The organism is Micromonospora sp. CCTCC AA 2012012 (genome assembly GCF_040499845.1).
Classification (GTDB): Bacteria; Actinomycetota; Actinomycetes; order Mycobacteriales; family Micromonosporaceae; genus Micromonospora; species Micromonospora mangrovi.
The window spans coordinates 3,580,986-3,603,410 of sequence record NZ_CP159342.1 but is presented as its reverse complement, the minus strand read 5'-3'; the positions used below and the strand labels follow the sequence as shown (position 1 = coordinate 3,603,410).

At 75.4% G+C, this 22,425-nt stretch carries 17 protein-coding genes; 12 read left to right on the top strand and 5 right to left on the bottom strand.

Annotated features, from left to right (window positions below; all coding sequences use genetic code 11):
• The first annotated feature begins 95 nt into the window (after positions 1 to 95).
• Both ABUL08_RS15655 and ABUL08_RS15650 read left to right on the top strand, forming a co-directional pair.
• Entirely contained in the window at positions 96 to 476 is a 381-nt protein-coding gene (locus ABUL08_RS15655; RefSeq protein WP_350930655.1) for an OB-fold nucleic acid binding domain-containing protein, read from the top strand.
• Positions 473 to 1,156: a DUF3159 domain-containing protein gene (locus tag ABUL08_RS15650; RefSeq protein ID WP_350930654.1), complete on the top strand. Its 684-nt coding sequence runs from the start codon at positions 473 to 475 to the stop codon at positions 1,154 to 1,156. The genes ABUL08_RS15655 and ABUL08_RS15650 overlap by 4 nt, the downstream gene beginning before the upstream one ends.
• 39 nt (positions 1,157 to 1,195) lie before the next feature.
• On the opposite strand, the gene ABUL08_RS15645 is transcribed toward ABUL08_RS15650, so the two are convergent.
• Both ABUL08_RS15645 and ABUL08_RS15640 read right to left on the bottom strand, forming a co-directional pair.
• Positions 1,196 to 1,885 (bottom strand): potassium channel family protein, encoded by a 690-nt coding sequence (locus ABUL08_RS15645; protein ID WP_350930653.1) that lies wholly within the window; start codon positions 1,883 to 1,885, stop codon positions 1,196 to 1,198.
• Between the two features lie 2 nt (positions 1,886 to 1,887).
• A complete protein-coding gene (locus tag ABUL08_RS15640) occupies positions 1,888 to 2,553 on the bottom strand; it encodes a potassium channel family protein (RefSeq protein WP_350930652.1) in 666 nt (221 codons plus the stop codon).
• 159 nt (positions 2,554 to 2,712) lie between these two features.
• Between ABUL08_RS15640 and ABUL08_RS15635 the strand changes: the two genes are divergently transcribed.
• The 4 genes from ABUL08_RS15635 (at position 2,713) to dxs (ending at position 9,424) form a co-directional block, all read left to right on the top strand.
• Positions 2,713 to 4,782, top strand: a complete 2,070-nt coding sequence (locus tag ABUL08_RS15635) for an APC family permease (protein ID WP_350930651.1) — start codon at positions 2,713 to 2,715, stop codon at positions 4,780 to 4,782.
• On the top strand, positions 4,779 to 6,005 hold the full coding sequence (locus ABUL08_RS15630) for a class I SAM-dependent RNA methyltransferase (protein WP_350930650.1): 1,227 nt from the start codon (positions 4,779 to 4,781) through the stop codon (positions 6,003 to 6,005). Before ABUL08_RS15635 ends, ABUL08_RS15630 begins: the two co-directional genes overlap by 4 nt.
• 208 nt (positions 6,006 to 6,213) lie before the next feature.
• A complete protein-coding gene (locus ABUL08_RS15625; protein WP_350930649.1) occupies positions 6,214 to 7,404 on the top strand; it encodes an anhydro-N-acetylmuramic acid kinase in 1,191 nt (396 codons plus the stop codon).
• 70 nt (positions 7,405 to 7,474) lie between these two features.
• On the top strand, positions 7,475 to 9,424 hold the full coding sequence (gene dxs / locus ABUL08_RS15620; RefSeq protein ID WP_350930648.1) for a 1-deoxy-D-xylulose-5-phosphate synthase: 1,950 nt from the start codon (positions 7,475 to 7,477) through the stop codon (positions 9,422 to 9,424).
• Positions 9,425 to 9,484: 60 nt separating this feature from the next.
• On the opposite strand, the gene ABUL08_RS15615 is transcribed toward dxs, so the two are convergent.
• Positions 9,485 to 10,675: a hypothetical protein gene (locus ABUL08_RS15615; protein WP_350930647.1), complete on the bottom strand. Its 1,191-nt coding sequence runs from the start codon at positions 10,673 to 10,675 to the stop codon at positions 9,485 to 9,487.
• A gap of 159 nt (positions 10,676 to 10,834) precedes the next feature.
• Between ABUL08_RS15615 and ABUL08_RS15610 the strand changes: the two genes are divergently transcribed.
• Positions 10,835 to 12,703 (top strand): hypothetical protein, encoded by a 1,869-nt coding sequence (locus ABUL08_RS15610; protein WP_350930646.1) that lies wholly within the window; start codon positions 10,835 to 10,837, stop codon positions 12,701 to 12,703.
• The gene (locus tag ABUL08_RS15605; RefSeq protein ID WP_350930645.1) at positions 12,661 to 14,463 is read left to right on the top strand and encodes a hypothetical protein; all 1,803 of its coding nucleotides are present in this window, start codon (positions 12,661 to 12,663) and stop codon (positions 14,461 to 14,463) included. The genes ABUL08_RS15610 and ABUL08_RS15605 overlap by 43 nt, the downstream gene beginning before the upstream one ends.
• Before the next feature lie 27 nt (positions 14,464 to 14,490).
• On the opposite strand, the gene ABUL08_RS15600 is transcribed toward ABUL08_RS15605, so the two are convergent.
• Complete coding sequence (locus ABUL08_RS15600; protein ID WP_377521742.1) at positions 14,491 to 16,350, bottom strand: hypothetical protein; 1,860 nt, start codon at positions 16,348 to 16,350, stop codon at positions 14,491 to 14,493.
• 92 nt (positions 16,351 to 16,442) lie between these two features.
• Between ABUL08_RS15600 and ABUL08_RS15595 the strand changes: the two genes are divergently transcribed.
• Together ABUL08_RS15595 and ABUL08_RS15590 are read left to right on the top strand one after the other, a co-directional pair.
• The gene (locus ABUL08_RS15595; protein WP_350930644.1) at positions 16,443 to 17,723 is read left to right on the top strand and encodes an outer membrane protein assembly factor BamB family protein; all 1,281 of its coding nucleotides are present in this window, start codon (positions 16,443 to 16,445) and stop codon (positions 17,721 to 17,723) included.
• Positions 17,720 to 18,994, top strand: a complete 1,275-nt coding sequence (locus ABUL08_RS15590; RefSeq protein ID WP_350930643.1) for an outer membrane protein assembly factor BamB family protein — start codon at positions 17,720 to 17,722, stop codon at positions 18,992 to 18,994. Before ABUL08_RS15595 ends, ABUL08_RS15590 begins: the two co-directional genes overlap by 4 nt.
• Position 18,995: 1 nt before the next feature.
• Here ABUL08_RS15590 and ABUL08_RS15585 read toward each other — a convergent pair whose 3' ends face one another.
• A complete protein-coding gene (locus tag ABUL08_RS15585) occupies positions 18,996 to 20,189 on the bottom strand; it encodes a peptidase C39 family protein (RefSeq protein ID WP_350930642.1) in 1,194 nt (397 codons plus the stop codon).
• 164 nt (positions 20,190 to 20,353) lie between these two features.
• Here ABUL08_RS15585 and ABUL08_RS15580 point away from each other — a divergent pair, with 164 nt between their 5' ends.
• Together ABUL08_RS15580 and ABUL08_RS15575 are read left to right on the top strand one after the other, a co-directional pair.
• Positions 20,354 to 21,016, top strand: a complete 663-nt coding sequence (locus ABUL08_RS15580) for a response regulator transcription factor (RefSeq protein ID WP_350930641.1) — start codon at positions 20,354 to 20,356, stop codon at positions 21,014 to 21,016.
• Positions 21,013 to 22,167, top strand: coding sequence for a sensor histidine kinase (locus ABUL08_RS15575; RefSeq protein WP_350930640.1), 1,155 nt, complete (start codon positions 21,013 to 21,015; stop codon positions 22,165 to 22,167). Before ABUL08_RS15580 ends, ABUL08_RS15575 begins: the two co-directional genes overlap by 4 nt.
• The last annotated feature ends 258 nt before the right edge of the window (positions 22,168 to 22,425 follow it).

Sequence of the window (22,425 nt, the reverse complement as noted above, 5' to 3'; positions counted from 1 at the left end):
CGGATCGGCGTACGCTGGCGGGACGGTTCCGGCATCCCGGGGCCGTCAGCGGAGCCGGTGCGACCGGCCGGCGTGGAGAGGGTGACGCGGAGGTCATGACGACCGACGAGGGCCGCGTGTCGCTGCGGCGGCTGCTGAAACGGCTCACCGCGAGCGAGGCCGAGATCGAGGCGCAGGAGCTGCGCCGGGAGAGCGCCGAGTCCGGCGGCACACCCGCCCACGACTGCTGCCGGGGCCAGGTGGTCTCGGTGGCCGGGCGGCTCCGCACGGTGGTCTACACGCCCCGCACCAACCTGCCGACCCTGGAGGCGGACCTCTACGACGGCAGTGACGTCGTGACGCTGGTCTGGCTGGGGCGACGGCACATCGCCGGGATCGAGCCCGGCCGGCACGTCACCGCCCGGGGCCGGGTGGCCGTGCGGGACGACCGTAAGGTGATCTACAACCCGTACTACGAGCTGGAGTCGCCGAAGTGACGACCGGACAGCACCGGGCGGCCGGGCCCGAGGCGGAGCCGCAGGACGACGAGCGGCTGCCCAGCCTCACCGAGCAGATGGCCGACCAGATCGGCGGCTGGCGGGGCCTGGTCGAGTCGAGCATCCCCGTGGTGGTCTTCGTGATCGCCAACGTCATCGGCGAGCTGCGCCCCGCGGTGATCGCCTCGGTGGTGGTGGCGTTGCTCATCGCCGGGCTGCGGCTGGCCCAGCGCCGGCCGGTCCGGCACGCCGTCAACGGGCTGGTCGGCATCGCCTTCGGCGCGGTCATCGCCCTGCGGACCGGCGAGGAGCGGGACTTCTACCTCCCCGGCATCCTCTACGGCATCGGCTACGGCGTGGCCCTGCTGGTCTCGGCCGCGATCCGGCAGCCGCTGGTGGGCTGGATCTGGTCGGTGCTGGTCGCCAAGGGGCGCTCCGAGTGGCGGGACGACCCGCGGATGGTGCGCACCTTCACCCAGCTCACCGTGCTCTGGGGCGTGGTGTGGCTGGCCAAGGTGGGGGTGCAGGCCGGGCTCTACCTGGCCCACCAGGACACCGCGCTGGGGGTGGCCCGGCTCGCGCTGGGCTACCCGCCGTACGCGCTGCTGCTGCTGATCACGGTCTGGACGGTGCGCCGGGTGACCCGGGAGAACGCACCGGCGCCGCTGCCCGGCGCCTGAGACCGCCGGCCGCCCCGAGCGGCCGGCGGTGACCCCGGCTCAGCCGGCCCCGCGGGTCCGCTCGACGCTGTCCGCGCCGAGGATCACCGCGCGTACCTCGTCCTCCACGGCGGCGGTGCACACGAAGATCAGCTCGTCGCCGGCCTCGATCGGGTCGTCCAGGCTGGGCACCAGCACCCGCTTGCCGCGCAGGATCGCCACCAGGGCGGCGTCCCGGGGGATCGGCACCGCGTGGATCGGCTGCCCGACGTAGGGCGCGGTGGGCGGCAGGGTGATCTCGACCAGGTTCGCCTCGCCCTGCCGGAAGGTCATCAGCCGGACCAGGTCGCCGACGGTCACCGCCTCCTCGACCAGGGCGGCCATCACCCGCGGCTTGCTGACCGCGACGTCGACGCCCCACTGCTCGGTGAAGAGCCACTCGTTCTCGGCGCGGTTCACCCGGGCCACCACCCGGGGCACCGCGAACTCGGTCTTGGCCAGCAGCGAGACCACCAGGTTGACCTTGTCGTCGCCGGTGGCGGCGACCACCACGTCGCAGCCCGCGACGTTGGCCTCCTCCAGGCTGGCCAGCTCACAGGCGTCGGCGAGCACCCATTCGGCGGCCGGCACCCGGTCCGGGCGGAGCATCTTGGGCTGCCGCTCGATCAGCATCACCTGGTGGCCGTTGTCGATCAGCTCCTGGGCGATGGACCGGCCCACGTTGCCGGCGCCGGCGATGGCGATGCGCATGCTCAGTGCCCTCCTTCCGGCGGCGTCGCCGCCACCGACGTGACCGAGGCGACGATGTCGTCGGTCACCAGCATGAAGACCTGGTCGCCCTCCTGCACCACGGTGGAGGCGGTGGGGAGCGTGCCGATCCCGAACCGGATCAGGTACGCCACCCGGGCCCCGGCCGACTCCTCCAGCTGCCGCAGCGGCCGGCCGATCCAGTCCTTGTGCACCGGCACCTCGAGGATCGACACGGTGCTGGTCGGGTCCCGGAAGATCTCGACGTTGCCCTCGGGGACCAGGTGCCGCAGCATCCGGTCGGCGGTCCACCGGACGGTGGCCACGGTGGGGATGCCGAGCCGCTCGTAGACCTGGGCGCGGCGCTGGTCGTAGATGCGGGCCGCGACCCGGGACACGCCGAACGTCTCGCGGGCCAGCCGGGCCGAGATGATGTTGGAGTTGTCGCCGCTGGAGACCGCGGCGAAGGCGTCCGCCCGCTCGATGCCGGCCTGGCGCAGCACCTCGCCGTCGAAGCCCGCGCCGGTCACGGTGATGCCGGCGAAGTCGGGGCTGAGCCGGCGGAACGCGTCGGCGTCCTGGTCGATCACCGCCACCGAGTGCCCCCGGGACTCCAGGCTGTGGGCGAGGGTCGACCCGACCCGGCCGCAGCCCATGATCACCACATGCACGGTGTCCGCTCCTCCCACGGTGCCGCCCGTCGGGCCCGTCGTCTGCGAGCCTGCCACGTCCTCGCCACGCGCGGCGACCGACCGTACCGCGCGGGCGTCCGCGAAGGTGATCAGGCACCCCCCGCCGGAGCGGGTCGGGTGGTCGTACCCTTAGCGCTTGTGGCCAGTCCCACCTCGCTGCTGAAGCGACTCCTTGTCGGTCGACCGTTCCGGTCCGACCGGCTCCAGCACACCCTCCTGCCCAAGCGCATCGCGCTGCCGGTGTTCGCCTCCGACGCCCTCTCCAGCGTCGCGTACGCGCCCGACGAGATCCTGCTGACGCTCTCCATCGCGGGTGCGTCGGCGTTCCTGTTCTCGCCGTGGATCGCGCTCGCGGTCGTCGTGGTGATGCTCACCGTGGTGGCCAGCTACCGGCAGAACGTGCACGCGTACCCCTCCGGCGGCGGCGACTACGAGGTGGCCACGGTCAACCTCGGACCCCGGGCCGGCCTCGCGGTCGGCAGCGCGCTGCTGGTCGACTACGTGCTGACCGTCGCCGTGTCGGTCTCCTCGGGGGTGGCGAACCTCGGCTCGGTGGTGCCCTTCGTGGCCACCCACAAGGTGCTGATCGCGGTCGCCGCGGTGGCGGTGCTGACCGCGATGAACCTGCGCGGCCTGCGCGAGTCGGGCACCGCCTTCGCCATCCCGACGTACGGCTTCATGATCGTGATCATCGGCATGGTGCTGACCGGGCTGATCCGGATCTTCGTGCTCGGCCACGACCTGCGCGCCCCCAGCGCCGGGCTGGAGATCCGCCCCGAGCACAGCGTGGCCGGCTTCGCGCTGGTCTTCCTGCTGCTGCGGACCTTCTCCTCGGGCTGCGCCGCGCTCACCGGCGTGGAGGCCATCTCCAACGGGGTGCCCGCGTTCAAGGCGCCCAAGTCGAAGAACGCGGCGACCACCCTGCTGTTGCTCGGCACGGTCGCGGTGACCATGCTGGTCGGCATCATCTGGCTGGCCCGGCTCACCGGCCTCCAGTTCGTCGAGGACCCGTCGCAGATCATCTCGGGCCCCGACGGGTACGTGCAGAAGACCGTCACCACGCAGCTCGGTGAGACGGTCTTCGGCAACGGCTCGGTGCTGCTCTACGTGGTCGCCGGGATGACCGCGCTGATCCTCTTCCTGGCCGCGAACACCGCCTTCAACGGCTTCCCCGTGCTCGGCTCGATCCTCGCGCAGGACCGCTACCTGCCCCGGCAGCTGCACACTCGGGGCGACCGGCTGGCCTTCTCCAACGGCATCGTCTTCCTGGCGATCTCCGCGATCGTGCTGATCGTCGGCTTCCAGGCCGAGGTGACCCGGCTGATCCAGCTCTACATCGTCGGGGTGTTCGTCTCGTTCACGCTCTCCCAGGCCGGCATGATCCGGCACTGGAACCGGCACCTGCGTACCGAGCGGGATCCGGCGGCGCGGGCGCGCATGGTCCGGTCCCGGGCGATCAACGGCTTCGGCATGGTCCTCACCGGCATCGTGCTGGTCATCGTGCTGATCACCAAGTTCCTGCTCGGGGCGTGGATCGCGATCGCCGCGATGGCGGTGATCTATCTGCTGATGCTGGGCATCCGCCGGCACTACGACCGGGTCGCCGCCGAGCTGGAGCCGACCGAGGCGCGCGGCGTGCTGCCCGCCCGCAACCACGCCATCGTCCTGGTCAGCAAGCTGCACCAGCCGACCCTGCGGGCCGTCGCGTACGCCCGGGCGACCCGGCCGGACACGCTGACCGCGGTGACCGTGAACGTGGACGAGAAGGACACCCGGCAGCTCCAGGAGGAGTGGGAGCGGCGGGAGCTGCCCGTGCCGCTGACCGTGGTCGACTCCCCGTACCGAGAGATCACCCGGCCGATCCTCAACTTCGTCGCCTCCACCCGTCGGGAGTCGCCCCGCGACGTGGTCACGGTCTTCATCCCGGAGTACGTGGTGGGCCGCTGGTGGGAGAACCTGCTGCACAACCAGAGTGCGCTGCGGCTCAAGGGGCGGCTGCTGTTCGAACCGGGCGTGATGGTGACCAGCGTCCCGTGGCAGCTCGCCTCGACAGCCAGCAAGAACCTGGACCGCCTCGACGCGACGCTGACCCGGGGACCGGCGCGCGGCCCCCGGGTCGCGCCGCGCAGCACCCTGCCGCCGACCGTGCCGCCGGTGGTCTCGGCACCGCCCGGCGAGAGCGGCCCGACGGTCGGGGAGCGCCGGTGAGCGGGGAGCGGAGCGGCCTGGAGGAGGCGCAGCGGGTCGAGTTGACCGTCGACGCCGTCGCCCCGGGTGGGCACTGTGTGGCCCGGCACGAGGGCCAGGTGGTCTTCGTCCGGCACGCGCTGCCGGGCGAGCGGGTGGTGGCCGAGGTGACCGAGCTGCACCGGGGCTTCGCCCGGGCCGACGCGGTCGAGGTGCTGACCGCCTCCCCGGACCGGGTCGAGCCGCCCTGCCCGTACGCGAAGCCGGGCCGCTGCGGCGGCTGCGACCTGCAGCACGTGGCCCCCGCCGCGCAGCGGGAGTGGAAGACGGCCGTGGTGCGGGAGCAGCTCATCCGGCTCGGTGGCCTCACCGACGCCGAGGTGGACGCGCTCGCCGTCCGGGTCGACCCGCTGCCCGGCGGCCCGCTCGGCTGGCGGTCCCGGGTCCGGTACGCGGTCGACGCCGCCGACCGGGCCGGCCTGCTCAAGCACCGCTCGCACGAGGTGGTGCCGATCGAGCGGTGCCTGATCGCCCACCCGGCGATCCAGGAGCTGCCGGTGCTCGGCCCGGCCCGCTGGCCGGCCGCCGAGGCGGTCGAGACGGTCGCCTCCACCGGCGGCGACGTCAGCGTGGCCACCGTCACCGAGGGGGTGCCGACCGGGGTCAGCGGGCCGCGGACGGTCCGCGAGGTGGCGGCCGGCCGGGACTGGCGGCTGCCCGCCGCTGGCTTCTGGCAGGTCCACCCGGCCGCGGCGGACACCCTGGTCGGCGCGGTCCTCGACCTGCTCGACCCGCGACCGGGCGAGTCGGCCTGGGACCTGTACGGCGGGGCCGGGCTCTTCGCCGCCGCGCTCGCCGGCCGGGTCGGCGACGCCCGGGTGACCCTGGTCGAGGCGTCCGAGCAGGGCGTCACCGCCGCCCGGGAGAACCTGGCCGACCTGCCCCGGGTGGAGGTGGTCGCGGCCCGGGTGGAGACCGCGCTGGCCCGCCGACGGGTCACCGGACCGGTCGACCTGGTGGTGCTGGACCCGCCGCGCTCCGGCGCGGGCGCCCCGGTGGTGCGGGACGTCGTCGCCGCCCGGCCGCGGGCCGTGGCGTACGTGGCGTGCGACCCGGCCGCCTTCGCCCGGGACGTGCGCACCTTCACGGGGCTGGGCTGGCGGCTGGGCGGGCTGCGCGGGTTCGACCTGTTCCCGATGACCCAGCACGTCGAGCTGGTCGGCCTTCTGCTGCCGCCGGCCTGACCGGCGAGCCCGGGTTCCCGGGCGCGGGGCATCCGGCCCGCGGAGGGCCAGGCCGGGCCCGGGATCGGACCGTGCCCTTCGGCCCCTTTGCTCTGCAGCCCTCCACGCAGCACCCGGCGGCCGGCAGCCGGACATCGGGTGCTGCGGTCGTGGCTGCAGAGCAAAGCGTCCGGTGTGCGGGTGCGGGGGCGGCGGCTAGCCTGGCCGGATGAAGATCGTCGGGCTGATGTCGGGCACGTCGTACGACGGGGTGGACGTGGTGGCCGCCGAGTTCACCGCGGACGGGGAGACGCTCACGCTGCGCCCGCTCGGGCACCGCGGTCTCGACTACGACGACGGGCTGCGGGCGCAGATCGCCGCGCTGCTGCCGCCCGCCGCCACCACGATCGACGCCGTCTGCCGGCTCGACAACCGGCTCGGCGAGGTCTTCGCCGAGGCGGCGGCGGTCGGCGTCGAGCTGGCCGGGGGCACGGCCGACGCGGTCGTGTCGCCGGGGCAGACGGTCTTCCACTGGGTCGAGGCGGGCCGGGTCCACGGCACCCTCCAGCTCGGCGCGCCGGCCCGGGTGGCCGCCCGGGTGGGCGTACCGGTGCTCAGTGACCTGCGCTCGGCGGACGTGGCGGCCGGCGGGCAGGGCGCGCCGCTGGTGCCGGCCTTCGACGCCCTGCTGCTCGGCGCCGGGCCCGACGGCGGCCGGGACGAGCAGCGCCCCGCCGGGCCGCGGGCGGCGCTCAACCTCGGCGGCATCGCGAACCTCACCGTGGTCGCACCCGGCGCCCCCGTCCTCGGGTACGACGTCGGCCCCGCCAACGCGCTGCTCGACGCCGCCGCCCGCCGCCTCCTCGACCGCCCCTGCGACCTCGACGGCGCCCGGGCGGCGGCCGGACGGGTGCACCCCGGGCTGCTGGAACTGCTGCTCGCCGAGCCCTACTACGCCGCCGCCCCACCCAAGTCCACCGGCAAGGAGCTGTTCCACGCCGGCTACCTGGACGGGAAGCTGGCCGCGCTGGGCGAGCCGGTGCCCGCCGACGACGTGCTCGCCACGCTCGTCGAGCTGACCGCCCGCACGGTGGCCGACGCCTGCGACCGGCACCGGGTCACCGAGGTGGTCGCCGCAGGTGGCGGAGTGCGCAATCCCACACTCCTGGCCCGGCTGGCCGACCTCGGGGCGGGCCGCTGGCGGCTGCGGACCAGCGACGAGCTGGGGGTGCCGGCCCAGGCCAAGGAGGCGTACGCCTTCGCCCTGCTGGGTTGGCTCTCCTGGCACGGCCTGCCAGGGGCGATCCCGTCGGTGACCGGGGCCCGGCGGGCGGCGGTGCTCGGCTCGTGGACCCCGGCCGGACCGGCCCGGGCCGCCACCGGGACGCCGCCGCCGCGCCGGCTGCTGATCGAGCCCTGAGCACCGCCCCCGCCTACGGTGATCCACGGCCGAGCTGCGGGTCGGCGGACGGCCGATAGACTCTTCCGTCATGAGTGTTGAAGAGGGCACGGCCAACCACGGTCGGCTGCTGGGCACCGTCCGCGGTCCGCAGGACGTCAAGCGGATGACCGCCGAGCAGCTGGACATCCTCGCCGCCGAGATCCGGGACTTCCTGATCGCCAAGGTCTCCCGCACCGGCGGGCACGTCGGCCCCAACCTGGGCGTCGTGGAGCTGACCCTCGCCATGCACCGGGTCTTCGACTCCCCGCGGGACCGGCTGCTGTTCGACACCGGCCACCAGTCGTACGTGCACAAGATCCTCACGGGTCGGCAGGACGGCTTCGACAAGCTCCGCCAGCGCGGTGGCCTCTCCGGCTACCCGAGCCAGGCCGAGAGCGAGCACGACCTGATCGAGAACTCGCACGCCTCCACCGCCCTGTCCTACGCCGACGGCCTGGCCAAGGCGTACGCGCTGCGGGGCGAGTCGCGCAGCGTGGTCGCCGTGGTCGGTGACGGCGCGCTGACCGGCGGCATGTGCTGGGAGGCGCTGAACAATATCGCCACCGCCGGCAACCCGCTGGTGATAGTGGTCAACGACAACGGCCGGTCCTACTCGCCGACCATCGGCGGCCTCGCCGACCACCTCTCCTCGCTGCGGCTCAACCCCGGCTACGAGAAGGTGCTCGACACCGTCAAGGACGCCCTCGGCAACACGCCCTTCGTCGGCAAGCCGATGTACGAGGTGCTGCACGCGGTCAAGAAGGGCATCAAGGACGCGGTCGCCCCGCAGGCGATGTTCGAGGACCTCGGCATCAAGTACGTCGGCCCGGTCGACGGCCACGACATCACCGCCGTCGAGTCGGCGCTGCGCGCCGCGAAGAACTTCGGCGGCCCGGTGATCGTGCACGCGGTCACCCGCAAGGGCTACGGCTACCGCGCCGCCGAGGAGGACGAGGCGGACCGCCTGCACGGCCCGGGCGGCGCGTTCGACATCGAGACCGGCAAGCTGCTCGCCGCCCCGTCGGTGAAGTGGACCCACGTCTTCGCCGACGAGCTGGTGAAGGTCGCCGACGAGCGGCCCGACGTGGTGGGCATCACCGCCGCGATGGCCGAGCCGACCGGCATCGCCACCCTCGCCCGCAAGTACCCGGAGCGGGTCTACGACGTGGGCATCGCCGAGCAGCACGCCGCCACCTCGGCGGCCGGCCTGGCGCTCGGTGGCCTGCACCCGGTGGTGGCGGTCTACGCGACCTTCCTCAACCGGGCCTTCGACCAGGTCCTGCTGGACGTGGCGATGCACAAGCTGCCGGTGACCTTCGTGCTGGACCGGGCCGGCATCACCGGCCCCGACGGGCCCAGCCACTACGGCATCTGGGACATGTCCGTCTTCGGCGTGGTGCCGGGCCTGCGGATCGCGGCGCCCCGCGACGCCGGCACGCTCCGCGAGGAGCTGCGCGAGGCGGTCGCCGTGGACGACGGCCCGACCATCCTGCGCTTCCCGACCGGCACCGTCGCCGCCGACCTGCCGGCCGTGCGCCGGGTCGGGCCGGTCGACGTGCTGGCCGAGTCGGCGCGTACCGACGTGCTGCTGGTCGCGGTGGGCTCCTTCGCCGGGCTGGGCATGGAGGTCGCCGCCCGGGTCGCCGAGCAGGGCTACGGGGTGACCGTGGTCGACCCACGCTGGGTCCGTCCGGTCCCGGCCGAGCTGGTCGAGCTGGCCGCCGGCCACCGGCTCGTGGTCACCGTCGAGGACGGCGTCCGGGTCGGCGGCGTCGGTGACGCGCTCGCCCAGGCGATGCGGGACGCCGACGTCCAGGTGCCGCTGCGCGACCTCGGCGTACCGGCCGACTGGCACCCGCACGGCACCCGCGCGCAGATCCTCGCCGACCTCGGCCTCACCGCGCAGGACGTGGCCCGGGACGTCACCGGCTGGATCTCCCGCCTGGACGCCCAGCCCGTCGAATCGGTGCCGCGCGACCAGGCCGGCGCCACCAACTGACGACACCGCACGAACGGGCGGCCCCTGAGGACCAGGGGCCGCCCGTTCGTCGTCTCCGGCTCAGCGCCCGCCCGCGGAGCGGTACCAGGTCTTCTCCTCGCCGGCCAGGCTGAACGTCTGCGGCGTCGCCGGCTGCGGCACCACCACCAGGCCCGGCCGGTCCACCAGGCGGGTGGTGCCGGGCGGCACCGCGAGGGAGACGTCCCGGCTGGCCCGCCAGCTCAGCACCACCACCGGCTGCCCCGCCACCGGCAGCGCATAGGTCTGGAGCGTCCCGGCCCGGTCGGCGGGGGAGACCACCGGGGTGCCGCCGGCCGGCCGGTAGACCACCGCGGTCATCGTGCCGGTGGCGCTCTCCCAGGTGAGCTGCTCCAGCTCGCCCGGTGCCCCGCTGCCCAGGCTGACCTCGCCCAGCGAGCGGACGGCCAGCGCCGCCATCGGCCAGGACTCCGGGGTGGCCCGGGGCGCGTCCCGGTCGCCGATCCGGCGGGGCAGGCTGCCGAAGGGGCCCCGCTCGCCGGCGAGCTGGCAGGTGTCCAGCCCGGTCAGGGCGCGCCGGCCGGAGCCCGCCTCGTCCCGGACCAGCGGATACCGCGGGTCCTCGGTGGCCGTACCCAGGTCGAGCAGGCGATCGGCGGCCCGGCCGCGCGGCAGCGACCGGGTGGCCCGCAGCGTCGCGGTGACCGGCACGGCCCGGCAGGCGGGCACGGCGACCGACTCGGTGAGCCCGTCGGTGCCGGCCAGCACCCTGCCGTCCGGCCCGAGCAGCCGCTCGACCCGGTTGGAGGTGAGATAGCGCCGGCCCTCGGGCAGCTGCACCGGCAGCACGTCGGAATAGACCAGATAGCCGGGGTCGGTGTACTCGGTGGCCCGGCTGACCCGCCAGCCGTCCCCGTCACCGGCCAGTTGCAGCAGCCAGGAGGCACTCTCGCCGGGCACGTCCGCGGCGACCAGGGCCAGCTTCGCGCCGCCGGCCCGGCCCGACCAGAGGATGCCGGAGGAGGGCAGGTGCGCGCGGTCGTCGACCGGCGTGCGCCAGTCGCGGACCGCCCGGGTCAGCGCGGCCGTCGCCGCCGCGTCGCCGGCCAGGTCGCCGCGTGGCGGCCACACCTTGAGGGTGCCGTCCAGGCTGTCGTACCCGACCGGCAGCCGGGCGGCCCGCCGGTCCGGGACCGGACCGCAGGCCGAGGCGGCCAGCAGCAGGGCGAGCAGTGCGGTGGCCGTCGTGCCGCGCCGGCGGACTGAAGCCACCTGTACGCCCCCGATCGCGTCGCCGGTCGTGTTTTCGAAGCCACATGGTACGAGATGTCCCGTCGGTGGAGCGCGCGTGCCTCGCCCGACCGACGCTCCACACCGGACGACGCGCTGCGTTTCGTACCTCTTCACCCGCTCCGGTAGACTCCGCCGACTGTGACCTCTGCCGAGCCCCGTGTCGAGTCCCGACCCGACGCCCGCGCCGGCGCCGAGGCCGCACCGACCCCGGCCGTCACCGGGGTGCCGGAGGCCGACCGGCCGGCACTCGCGCCGCCGCGCCGGTGGCGCTGGACACTCCGCCGCCAGGACCTCGCCGCGTACGGCGTCTTCCTGCTCGCCGCGCTCTGGGTGACCAGCCGCATCTGGGTCGACCCGGCCGGCCGGGTGGCCTCGCTCTACAGCAGCGACCCGGCCCAGGTGCAGTTCTTCCTGGCCCACTCGGTCCGGGTGGTGCTGCACGGCGAGTTCCCGTTCTACACCGACCGGTTCAACTATCCGGACGGCGTGAACCTGATGGCGAACACCGCCATCCTCGCGCTCGGCATCCCGATGGTGCCGGTCACCCTCCTCTTCGGACCGGCCGTCTCCTTCGTGACGCTGGTCACGCTCGGCCTCGCCGGCACCGCCGCCGCCTGGTACCGGGTGCTGTCCCGGCACGTCGTCCGGACCCGGCTGGCCGCCGCCGTGGGGGCCTGGTTCTGCGGGTTCTGCCCGGCGATGCTCTCGCACGCCAACTGGCACCCCAACATCATCAGCCAGTTCCTGCTGCCGTTCATCGTCTGGCGGGTCGTCGTGCTGACCCGCAGCAGCCGCCCGGTCCGTGACGGCGCGCTGCTCGCCGTGCTGGTCACCGCGCAGGCGTTCATCAACGAGGAGATCCTGCTCTTCACCGCGCTGGCCTGCGGCGTCTTCCTGCTCGCCGTGCTGGCCCAGCGGCGGGAACTCTGGGCCGCCGCGTGGCGCCCGCTCGGCGCGGGGCTGGCCGTCTGCGCGGCGCTCGCCGGGGCGCTGCTGGCGTACCCGCTCTGGGTGCAGTTCGCCGGGCCGATGGCGTACCACGGGCTCAGCGACACGGTCCGCGACTACGGCAACGACATCGCCGCCTTCTTCGCCCCCGGCTCACCCACCCTCGGCGGCAACGAGCGGGCCAACGTCAACCTGGCCCCGAACTACTCCGAGGAGAACGCCTTCTTCGGCTGGAGCCTCTCCCTGCTGACCGTCGGCGTCGTGCTCTGGCTGCGCCGCGAGGTGGTGGTCCGGGCGCTCGCCGTGACCGGGGTGCTCTTCGCCGTGCTCTCCCTCGGCGAGCGGGTGTCCTGGTGGGACCGCGACCTGGGCGTCGGCCCGTGGGAGCTGCTGGTCCGGCTGCCGCTGCTCGACGCGGTGGTGCCGACCCGGTTCGGCCTGATCACCGGGGGAGTGATCGGCGTGCTGCTGGCCCTCGCGGTGGACCGGGCCTGGTCGGTGCGCGGCGCCGAGCGGCGTACGGTGCGGACCCTCGCCGTCGCCGGCCTGGTCCTCGCGCTGCTGCCGATCGCCCCGCTGCCGCTGCGGGTCACCGACCGCCCGCCGGTGCCCCGGTTCATCACCGCCGACCGCTGGCGGGAGTACGTCGGCCCCGGCCAGACCCTGGTGCCGGTGCCCGTGCCGAGCATGGGCAACACGCACGGGATGCGCTGGGCGGCCAGCACCGACCTCGACTTCCGGATCCCCGGCGGCTATTTCCTCGCCCCGCGCAACGGGGTGACCGGCGACCCGGGACGCTTCGGCGGCCGGCCCAGCGGCATCGGTGAGCTGCTGGAGGAGGTCGCCACCACCGGCCGTACGCCCCGACTGGACGACCGGCAGCGCCGCCGCTGCCTGGACGAGCTGCGGCACTGGCGGGCCGCGGTCGTGGTGCTGCCGCTGACGCAGCAGAACGCCGAACCGCTGCGGCGTACGGTCGAGCAGCTGGTCGGGCCCGCCCGGCAGGAGCTGGACGTGTGGGTGTGGGACGTCCGGACACTGACCTCCCCGTCGGCCTGAGCGACGGCGCCCCCGCGCCGGCCGTCGCGCCGACGCGGGACCGCCCGCCGCGCCGACTGCCGCGCCCCGTCGACGCCCTCGTGGTCGCCGGCTACCTCGCGCTGGCCGTGCTGCTCACCGCCGACCAGTGGCGCCGCCCCGGCCGCCTCTTCCACCAGGCCGGCGACCAGATGCTCTTCGAGTGGATGCTGGCCCGGGCGGCGCGGGCGGTGACCGGCGCGGAGAACCCGCTGCACAGCGCCGCGCTCAACGCCCCGCACGGGGTGAACCTGATGGCGAACACCTCGGTGCTCGGCCTCGGCGTGCCGCTCGCCCCGGTCACCTGGCTCCTCGGCTCCCAGGTGACCTTCCTGGTGGCCGTGGTGCTCTGCCTCGCCGGCACCGCCACCGCCTGGTACGCGCTGCTGGCCCGCCGCCTGGTCCGCTCCCGGGTCGCCGCGGCGGTCGGCGGCCTCTGCTGCGGCTTCGCCCCCGGCATGGTCTCCCAGGCCGGCGCGCACCTGCACATGGCCGCCCAGTTCCTCGTGCCGGTGATCCTCGGGCTGGTCTTCCGGCCCGGGACGGACCGGCTCCGCCGGCACGGCGTGCTGCTCGGGCTGGCGGTGGCGTACCAGGTCTTCCTCGGCGAGGAGGTGCTGGTCTTCCTGGCCCTGGCGGCGGCCGTCCTCGCCGGGGCGTACGCGCTGGCCGACCGGGCGGGGGCGCGTCGGGCGGCACCGGCGGTGGCGCGCCGGCTGGGCGTGGCCGCGCTGGTGGCGGGGGCGCTGCTGGCGTACCCGCTCTGGTTCCAGTTCGCCGGACCCGGCCACTACCGGGGCATGCCGTTCTTCACCCTCGGCTACCGGCTCGACGCCGCCTCGTTCACCGCGAGCGCCCGGCAGACGGTGGTGGGCAACGGCCACCGGGCCGGTCTGCTGGCGCCGAACGCGACCGAGGAGAACTCCTTCTTCGGCCCGCTGCTGCCGCTGCTCGCCCTCGTCGTGGTGGTCCGCCTGTGGCGCCGCCCGCTGGTCCGCGCGCTGGCCGCCTGCGGCCTGCTCTTCGCGCTGCTCTCCCTCGGCGCCCGGATCCGGCTGGACCGGCACGAGACCGGGCTGCCAGGGCCGTACCGGCTGCTGTCCGGGGTGCCGCTGCTGGACCTGGTGGTGCCGGCCCGCTTCGCGCTGGTCTGCGTGCCGGTGCTGGGGGTGCTGCTGGCGCTCGCGGTGGACCGGCTGCCGGGCCGGCCGGCGCGCGGCTGGCTGCCGTGGGCCGGCGCGGTCACCGCCGCGCTGCTCCCGCTGGCGCCCACCCCGATCCGCACCGTGCCGGCCCCGCCGGTGCCGGCCTTCGTCGCCGGTGGCGGCTGGCGGGCGTACGTGCCGCCGGGGCGGACCCTGGTGCCGGTGCCCCCGGTGACCGGGGCGGCGGCCAGCCCGGCCACGTTCTGGCAGGCGCGCACCCGGCTGGCCTTCGACGCGCCGGGCGGGTTCTTCATCGGCCCCCGGTCGACCGACGACCCGACGGCCCGCTGGGGTGCCCCGGACCGGCCCACCTCGCTGCTGCTGCGCCGGGTCGCCGAGACCGGCCAGGTGCCGGTGGTGAGCGACGCCGACCGGCGGCGGGCGGTCGAGGACCTGCGGCACTGGCGGGCGGCGGTGCTGGTGCAGGCCGACTCGGCGCCGGGCGACCCGGTCCGGGTCACCCTGGACGCGCTGGTCGGGCCGGGCCGTGACGTGCCCGGCGCGCACCTGTGGGACGTCCGTCCCCTCGTCGGCTGACCCGCGCGGCGTGGACCGGCGGCCGGCTCACACCCGGTCGCGCACGTCCCAGAGCCAGACGTCGTCGACGCGGCGGGGCGGGCCGAGCAGGGCGGTCATCAGCTCGCGGAGCACCGCCTCGCGGGGATTCGCGCCGAGCACCACCACGGAGGCCTTCCAGAAGCGCAGGTCCTCGATCGCCTGGCGGCGGTTCTCGTCGGTGACCGGCGCGACCCGGTCGGCGTCCATCGTGGCGTAGATCAGGGTGCTGGTCGGCCGGTTCGGCGCGCCGAAGACGCCCTCGCCGGTCTCGTTCGGGCCGATGAAGTAGCCGCCGGGGATCGGGAACTCCTGCCCGGTCAGCGCGCTCCAGCGCAGCGTGGGCAGGCCGTGCACGTTGCTCGGGATGGGCACCGGCACCAGGGTCCGGCCGGCCGGGACGTAACCGCGCCAACCGCCGGCGGTGATGAAGTGCGGCGGCGGGTCGATCCGCTCGGCGGGCAGCGGCCGGGGGATCAGCGGCAGCAGGGCGAGGACGATCGCGGCGTACCCGACGGGGCGCAGCCAGCGGCGACGCGACAGTGGGGCGGTCCCGTCGGCCGGGGCGGGGCGCGGCGCGGGCACCGGGGGGCGACCGCCGCCGGCCAGGGCGTCCCAGGCCAGCGCCAGCAGCACGCCGACCGCGCCGGCCACCACCAGGGTGAGCCGGGTCGGCATCATCATCTCGACCAGCGGCAGGTCGTCCGGCACGTACGCCCACGGGCCGTCGATCGCGGTCTCCACGCCGTCGAAGCGCACCTTCGGGCCGATGGCGGCGACGCTGAAGACCACCACCAGCACCGCGACGATCCGGGCGGGCAGCGAACGGCGGACCAGCAGCACCAGGGCGACCAGCGCGACCAGCACCAGCGGCCAGCCGAACCAGGTGTTCTGCTCGGTCAGCCCGATGGTCTTCTCCACCGCCTCGTCGCCGGCCACGGTGTCCCGGGCGAAGGTGACGAAGGCGGCCAGGTCCTCGCCCCAGCTGTGGAACACCCCGCCCTGCAGGCCCCGGTAGGACTGCGGACCGTTGAACTGGAACCAGATCGGGTAGGCGGTCAGCAGCAGGGTCAGCGCCCCGCCCACGCCCCCGGCGGCGAGGAAGGTGCCCGCCCGCGCCCACGCCGCCCGCGGTCGCTGCACCACGTACGCGACCACCACGACCAGGCAGGCCAGCGCGGTGAGCAGCAGCATCTCCTCGTTGATGAAGACCTGGTACGCCACCAGCAGCCCGAGCGCCACCCCGTTGCGCCGCCACCGGCCCGGCTCGCCCAGCCGCAGCACCCGGGACACGATCAGCGGCAGCAGGAAGTTGCTGGCGAAGTTGGGCTGCCCGTTGGCGTGGTGCACGACGCCGGGGGCGAAACCGAGGAAGGCGCCGCCGACGAAGGCCGCCCCGCGCGAGCGCACCAGGTGCCGCGACAGCGTCCAGTAGCCGGTGGCCGCCGTCGCCGACAGGGCGGCGCCCAGATAGAGGGCGTAGACGACCTGCGGGCCCAGCAGCATGGTCAGCGGCGCGAGCGGCAGGGTCACCCCGAGCAGCGAGGTGTTCGCCATCATGTTCACCCCGTCCGGCGCGTTCTGCCGGGCGGTGAAGAGCGGGTTCTCCAGGTGGCGCACCGAGTAGGCGCCGTGCGCGAAGAGCCACTCGAACCAGCTGTGGTCGGTCGGCAGGTGGGACGAGACCCGGTGTTGGACGTCCACCCAGTAGTTGAGGCAGACGAGAACGCCGAGCACCGCATAGGCTCCGATGGCCAGCACGTCGGCGCGGGCCGGTCGGCGTCGGCCCCGCTGGGGAGGGGCCGGTACGACGGGTTCCGCCGCGACGGGCGCGGAGTTCAGCGAGGGGTCAACCACCGGCACAGCCACGACGGGCCATCGTACAGGCGGCCCGGGGCGGCTCCGGCCGCAGCGGTACGCCTCGCCGACGCCGTCCGGCGGGCCGGCGGGGAGGGGTGGCCGTGACCGTCATCGATCTGGGTGAACTCCGGGACGACCCCGTGCCGGAACCGTCGCGCCGGCGGCACCGGTCCACCGGGCGGCCGCACCGGCTGCTGGCCGTGCTGGCGGTCGCCCTCGTCACGCTCGCCGGGGGTGCTCCCGCCGTCGGCCGGTCGGCCGTCTCGGTCCCGGCCCGCCCCGGCACGGACGTCTTCCTCGTCGGCGACCGCCTCTACCTGGTGGAGCCGCCGGACCTGGACCGCGGCGAGGGGCAGCGGCTGACCGCGTACCGGATCCCGGCCGACGGTCCGCCCGTGCTGCTGTGGCACAGCCGGCTGCCCGACGGCGGCGGGGACGTGGTCGCGCTGCTGGACCGGGACGGGACGGTGCTGCTCACCGGCCCGACGGGCGGCGGTGGGGCGTACCGGACGGTCACCGTGGACGCCCGCACCGGGCGGCCGGGCTGGCAGCAGCCCGGCGTCGCGTTCGCGGCGGTGGACGGCGTGCTGATCCAGACCGGCGACGCGGAGGGCACCGGCACGGTCCGCCGCGTCGAGCTGCCGTCGGGGCGGGCACTGTGGTCGGTGCCGACCCCACCGGACGGCATCGACCTGGGTCACGGGCCGGACGGCGTCGACCGGATGGTGCTGTCGGCACCCTCCGGCGAGGTGGAGGTGCGGGACGTCCGCTCCGGTGCCCGGCTGGTCGCCCGCGACCTGCGCCCCGGCGAGCTGCCCAGCTGGCAGCGCACCCAGCTCGTCGACGACCTGCTGGTGACGATCCGGGACAACGGCGCCACGGTGACCGGCTACGACCTCGATCGGCTGGACCGGCGCTGGAGCACCCGGCTCGCCCTGGTCGGCTACCTGAGCCCCTGCGGTCCGCTGCTCTGCGCCTACCGGCAGGTCGGTGGGGTGTGGGCGCTCGACCCGGCGACCGGCGCGACCCGGTGGAGCGATCCGCACTGGCAGGCGGTGCTGCGGGTGGGGGCCGGCCGGTTGCTGGTGACGGCGGCCGACTCCGACGGCGCCACCCGGTACACCGTGGTCGAGGCGACCACCGGCCGGCCGCTGGCCGAGCTGGGCGACTGGGAGCTGGCGGACTGGACGGACCCGGACGCTCCGCTGATCGGCCTGCGCCGGGCGGACGACCGGCTGCTGGTGGCGGAGCTGGACCTGGTGGAGGCGCGGGCCCGGGTGGTCGACGCGCTCTCCGGCGTGCTCGGCGACTGCCACGTCGGCGGGCACGTCCTGGTCTGCCGTCGGGTCGACGGCGGCTTCGGGCTGTGGCGGCTGCGGTGACCGTCATCGAGCTGGGCGAGCTGCGGCACGGCGACGAGGCCGAGCCGCCGCCCCGGTCGGGGGGCCGGTCGGCCCGCTGGCCCCGGGTGGCCGCGTTGTTCGCCGTGGCGCTGCTCACCCTGGCCGGCGCCGCCCCCGCCCCGGCGCGGGTCCGGCCGGTGTCGGTGCCCGCCCCGCAGGGCGCGATCTTCCTGCTGCTGGGCGACCGGCTGGTGGTCGCCGACGGTCCGGGCAACGTCGGCAACGGTGGCCGGCTGGTGACCGGGCACCGGCTGCCCGGCGGCGAGCCGCTGTGGCGGTTCAGCCTGCCGGCCGGCGACCACGTGCTCGGCCTCACGGCGGTGGCCGGCGGCCTGCTGGTGACGAGCAGCCCGGCCGGGGCGGGCGACCCGGCCTCCACCCTGCTGGACGTGAACTCCGGCGCGGTGCGCTGGCGGCGGGCCGGCTATCCGGTCCGCGCCCGCTCCGGCGCCGTGCTCCTGGAGACGCCCCGGGCGGACGGGACGGGGACGGTCCGGGCGGTCGACCCGGCCACCGGGGCGACCCGCTGGTCCCTGCCGATGCCCGCCAACGGGGTGGCGTACCGGGTCGACGACCGGGGCGTCACGCAGCTCGTGCTGGTCACCGCGGCGGGGCGGGTGGCGGTGCACGACGTCGGGACCGGCGCGCTGCTGCGCTCCGGTCGGGTGCCGCCCGCGCCGGACGGGGTGGCGTACCGGTTCGCCCAGGTGGTCGGCGACCTGCTGCTGGTCGACGGCGCGTCCGGCGGGGTCACCGCGTACGGACTGGACCGGTTGGACCGGCGCTGGAGCGTCCCGGTGCGGTCCGAGGCGCAGGGGTTCGAGGACTGTGCCGGCGTGGTGTGCCAGCGCGACCAGGCCACCGGTCTGCGCGCGCTCGACCCGGTCACCGGCCGTCCGCTCTGGACGGACGACCGCCTGGTCGGGACCGTCCCGGCGGGCGGTCGGCTGCTCACCGCCGAGCTGGCCGCCGGGGCGGAGCTGGACCTGACCGTGCGGGACCCGACGACCGGGCGGGTCGTGGGGCGGCTCGGCCGGTGGCGGGTGCCCCGGGTGCAGTGGTCGGGCGGCCCGCTGCTCGGGCTGCGCCGGCTCCCCGGTGACCGGGTGCTCGTCGCCGAGCTGGACGTGCCGGCCGGGCGGACCCGGATCCGGACCGTGCTGCCCGGCTCGTGGGACGACTGCGCCGCCGGCCGGACCGTCCTGGTCTGCCTGCGCGCGTCCGGTGGGCTCGTCGTCTGGCGGGGCTGACTCACCAGTTGGGCTGGGCGGGGGCCGGCGGCAGCGGCACCGACGTCGGCCTGATCACGTACGTGATCCCGCCGCTGCCGCCCTGCCAGGCCGCCTCGAACCGGTCCCGGTCCACGCTCCGGCGGACCCCCTCGTCGTCCGGCGCGTACGGGTCGTTGAGCACCGGGTCACCGGTCGCCGTGAAACCCACCAGCACCAGCAGGTGGCCCCGGGTGTCGTAGTCGAGCCCCGGCACCTCGCCGCGCCGGAACGCCGCCGAGACGACCAGCGGCACCCCCGCGGCGACGAACTGCTCCGCCTCGGCGAGCCCGCGCAGCCGGGTGACGAAGGCGTCCACCCCGTGCAGCCCGGCCCAGGCGGTGTTGAACGGCCAGTTCCCGGCGCCCGCGTAGGCGTGGTCGTAGCAGCCCCGGGCGGTGTGCACCACCACCGGCCGGGGGCCGGGCGGCCGCACCCAGGCGTACCGGTCCGGGGTGGGGCCGGCGCCCCAGAAGTCCAGCACCATCGCCACGCAGGTGGGGCTGCACCAGGAGTCGCCGCCACCACCCCAGCGGGTCTCCCCGCCGGTGTGCAGCCGCTGCGCGTACCGGGGCACGTCGAGGATCCGCCCCCGGGCCGCGCCGGCCGTCGCGGTGGCGGCCGGCCGGTCGGCCGCCGCGGCGTCCCCGGCGGAGGCCACCACCCCGACGGTACGCAGCACCGGGCCGGCCGCCGCGTCGGTGCGGCGGAACAGGGTGACGCGTACCTGCCAACCGGTGATCGCGGAGCGGTGCGCGCCCATCGTGTCGACCTTCGCCCAGGCCGCGTCGTGGGCCTGGCCCGGTACCGAGGTGCGGTGGATCGCCGAGTCGTCGGCGGCCCAGTGGCCCAGCACGTACCAGCCGGTGGAGGGGGTCTCCCCGTACCAGCCGCGCAGCTCGACCTGGAGCCAGCCGCCGGCCGGGGTGTCGGCGGTCCACGAGGGGACCAGTTCCTCCACCCCGAAGCCGGTCCACACCACCGGCGAGGTCCAGCTCGCCAGGTCGTACCGGGCGGAGCGGCCGGTGTGCGGGTCGAGATGGTCGCGCTGTCCGGCCGGTACGCCGATCGTCGCCCCGTCCGCGGCGGCGACCAGGCCCTCGGCGGTGCCCAGGTCGAGGTCGGCCGGCAGCCCGAAGCGGCGGTACGCGATGTGCCGCCCAGCCGTTCCGGTCATCGCGGCTCCGTCCGCTCGTCGCCGGCCGCCGCGTCGGTGTGCGCGTGGCGGTATGTGCCGGGAAGCATCGCGTACCCGAAGGTTTTCTGCAACGGTGCGGGCCGCGCCGCCGGTTTGGCGGCCGGCACTAGGTTGTCGGGAGGTCACGAGGCGAGGAGGCCGGCATGCGGGTACTGGTGGTGGAGGACGAGCGCAACCTCGCCGACGCGATCGCGCGGGGACTGCGCAAGCGCGGGATGGCGGTGGACGTCGCCTACGACGGCACCACCGGGCACGAGGCCGCCTTCGTCACCCGGTACGACGTGCTGATCCTCGACCGGGACCTGCCCGGCGTGCACGGCGACCGGATCTGCGCCGACCTGGTCGCCTCCGGCACTCTCACCCGGGTGCTGATGCTCACCGCCAGCGGCACCGTCGCCGACAAGGTGGAGGGGTTGCAGCTCGGCGCCGACGACTACCTGCCCAAGCCCTTCGCCTTCGACGAACTCGTCGCCCGGGTGCTGGCGCTGGGCCGGCGGGCCACCCCGGCCGCCCCGCCGGTGCTGGAGATCGCCGACCTGGTGCTCGACCCGGCCCGCCGGGTGGTCACCCGGGGCGGCGCGCCGGTGGAGCTGACCAACAAGGAGTTCGGCGTCCTGGCCGAGCTGCTCAAGGCGCGCGGCGCGGTGGTCTCCAGCGAGGAGCTGCTGGAACGGGTCTGGGACGCGAACACCGACCCGTTCACCACCATCGTCCGGGTCACCGTGATGACGCTGCGCAAGAAGCTCGGCGACCCGCCGCTGATCGAGACGGTGGTCGGCGCCGGCTACCGCACGGTGCCGGCGTGATCCGCCGGCTGCGCCCCACCCTGCGGTTGCGGCTCACCCTGCTCAACGGGGTGCTGCTGGTGGGCGCCGGGGCGATCCTGGTGCTGCTGGCCTGGCTGCTGGTGCGGGACGCGCTGCGCCCCACCGACGAGCTGCTGCCCGGCACCACCGTGCTCCTCGCCGACGGCCGGACCCTGGACGCCGGCCAGTGGCAGCGCGAACTCGTCGACGCCGCGTCCCGGGAGCTGCTGGTCAAGGGGCTGGCCGCGCTGGTGGCGATCAGCGTGGTCGGGGTGGCCGGGGCGTGGCTGGTGGCCGGCCGGGCGCTGCGCCCGCTGCACCAGGTCACCGCCACCGCCCAGCGGCTCGGCGAGGCCACCCTCGACCAGCGGATCGGCTGGTCCGGGGCGGACGACGAGGTGGCCGAACTGGCCAAGACGTTCGACGCGATGCTGGACCGGATCGCCGCCGCCTTCGAGGCGCAGAAACGCTTCGTCGCGAACGCCTCGCACGAGCTGCGTACCCCCCTCGCGGTGATGCGGACCGAGATCGACGTGACGCTCAGCGACGACGAGGCGGACACCGCCGAGTACCGCCGGATGGCCACCGTGGTCCGGGACGCCTCCGAGCGCGCCAACGGCCTGGTCGACGCCCTGCTGGTGCTGGCCCGCAGCGAGGCGCAGGCCGGCCGCGCGCTCGGCCGCCGCGCCGAGTGCGACCTCGCGGTCGGCACCGCCAACGCGCTCTCCGCCGTCGCCCGGGAGGTGGAGCGGATCGGGCTGCGGGTGCAGACCTCACTGCGGCCGGCGCCGGTGATCGGTGACCCCGGGCTGCTCGACCGGCTGGCCGGCAACCTGATCGAGAACGCGGTCCGCTACAACCACCTGCACGGCCGGATCTGGGTGCGGACCGGCTCGGACGGGCGACGTTCCTGGCTGGTGGTGGGGAACACCGGCTTCGAGGTCAACCAGGCCGACGTGCCGGGGCTGTTCGAACCGTTCCGCCGCGGCGGCCAGGAGCGGACCGGGGCGCGCGGCTCGGGCCTCGGCCTGTCCATCGTGCGCGCGGTCTGCGACGCGCACGGCGGCACGGTCGGCGTGGTGGCCCAGCCGGGCGGCGGCCTGGAGGTCACCGTCACCCTGCCGTCGGCCGACGCCCCCTGCCCGAACTGACCGGGCCTCCGTTCGGCGTCCGCCGGCCCGGCGGACGGCCTGTCGGCGGCACCTTTCGGTGCGCCGGCTCCGGCTGTCCCGGCCGGTCCGCTCGGGTTGTCGGCCGGGCCGGTCCGAGGATCGGATACAAGACCCGACCGACCCTGGACGGGTGCATTCCCGTGCCGCAGGGTAGGGATTGCGCCTCGCCTCACCCGGCGCGCCCCCGGCGGCCCGGCGGTGCCTCACACCCCTCATCGCGCCGGGAGTCCGCCGGTC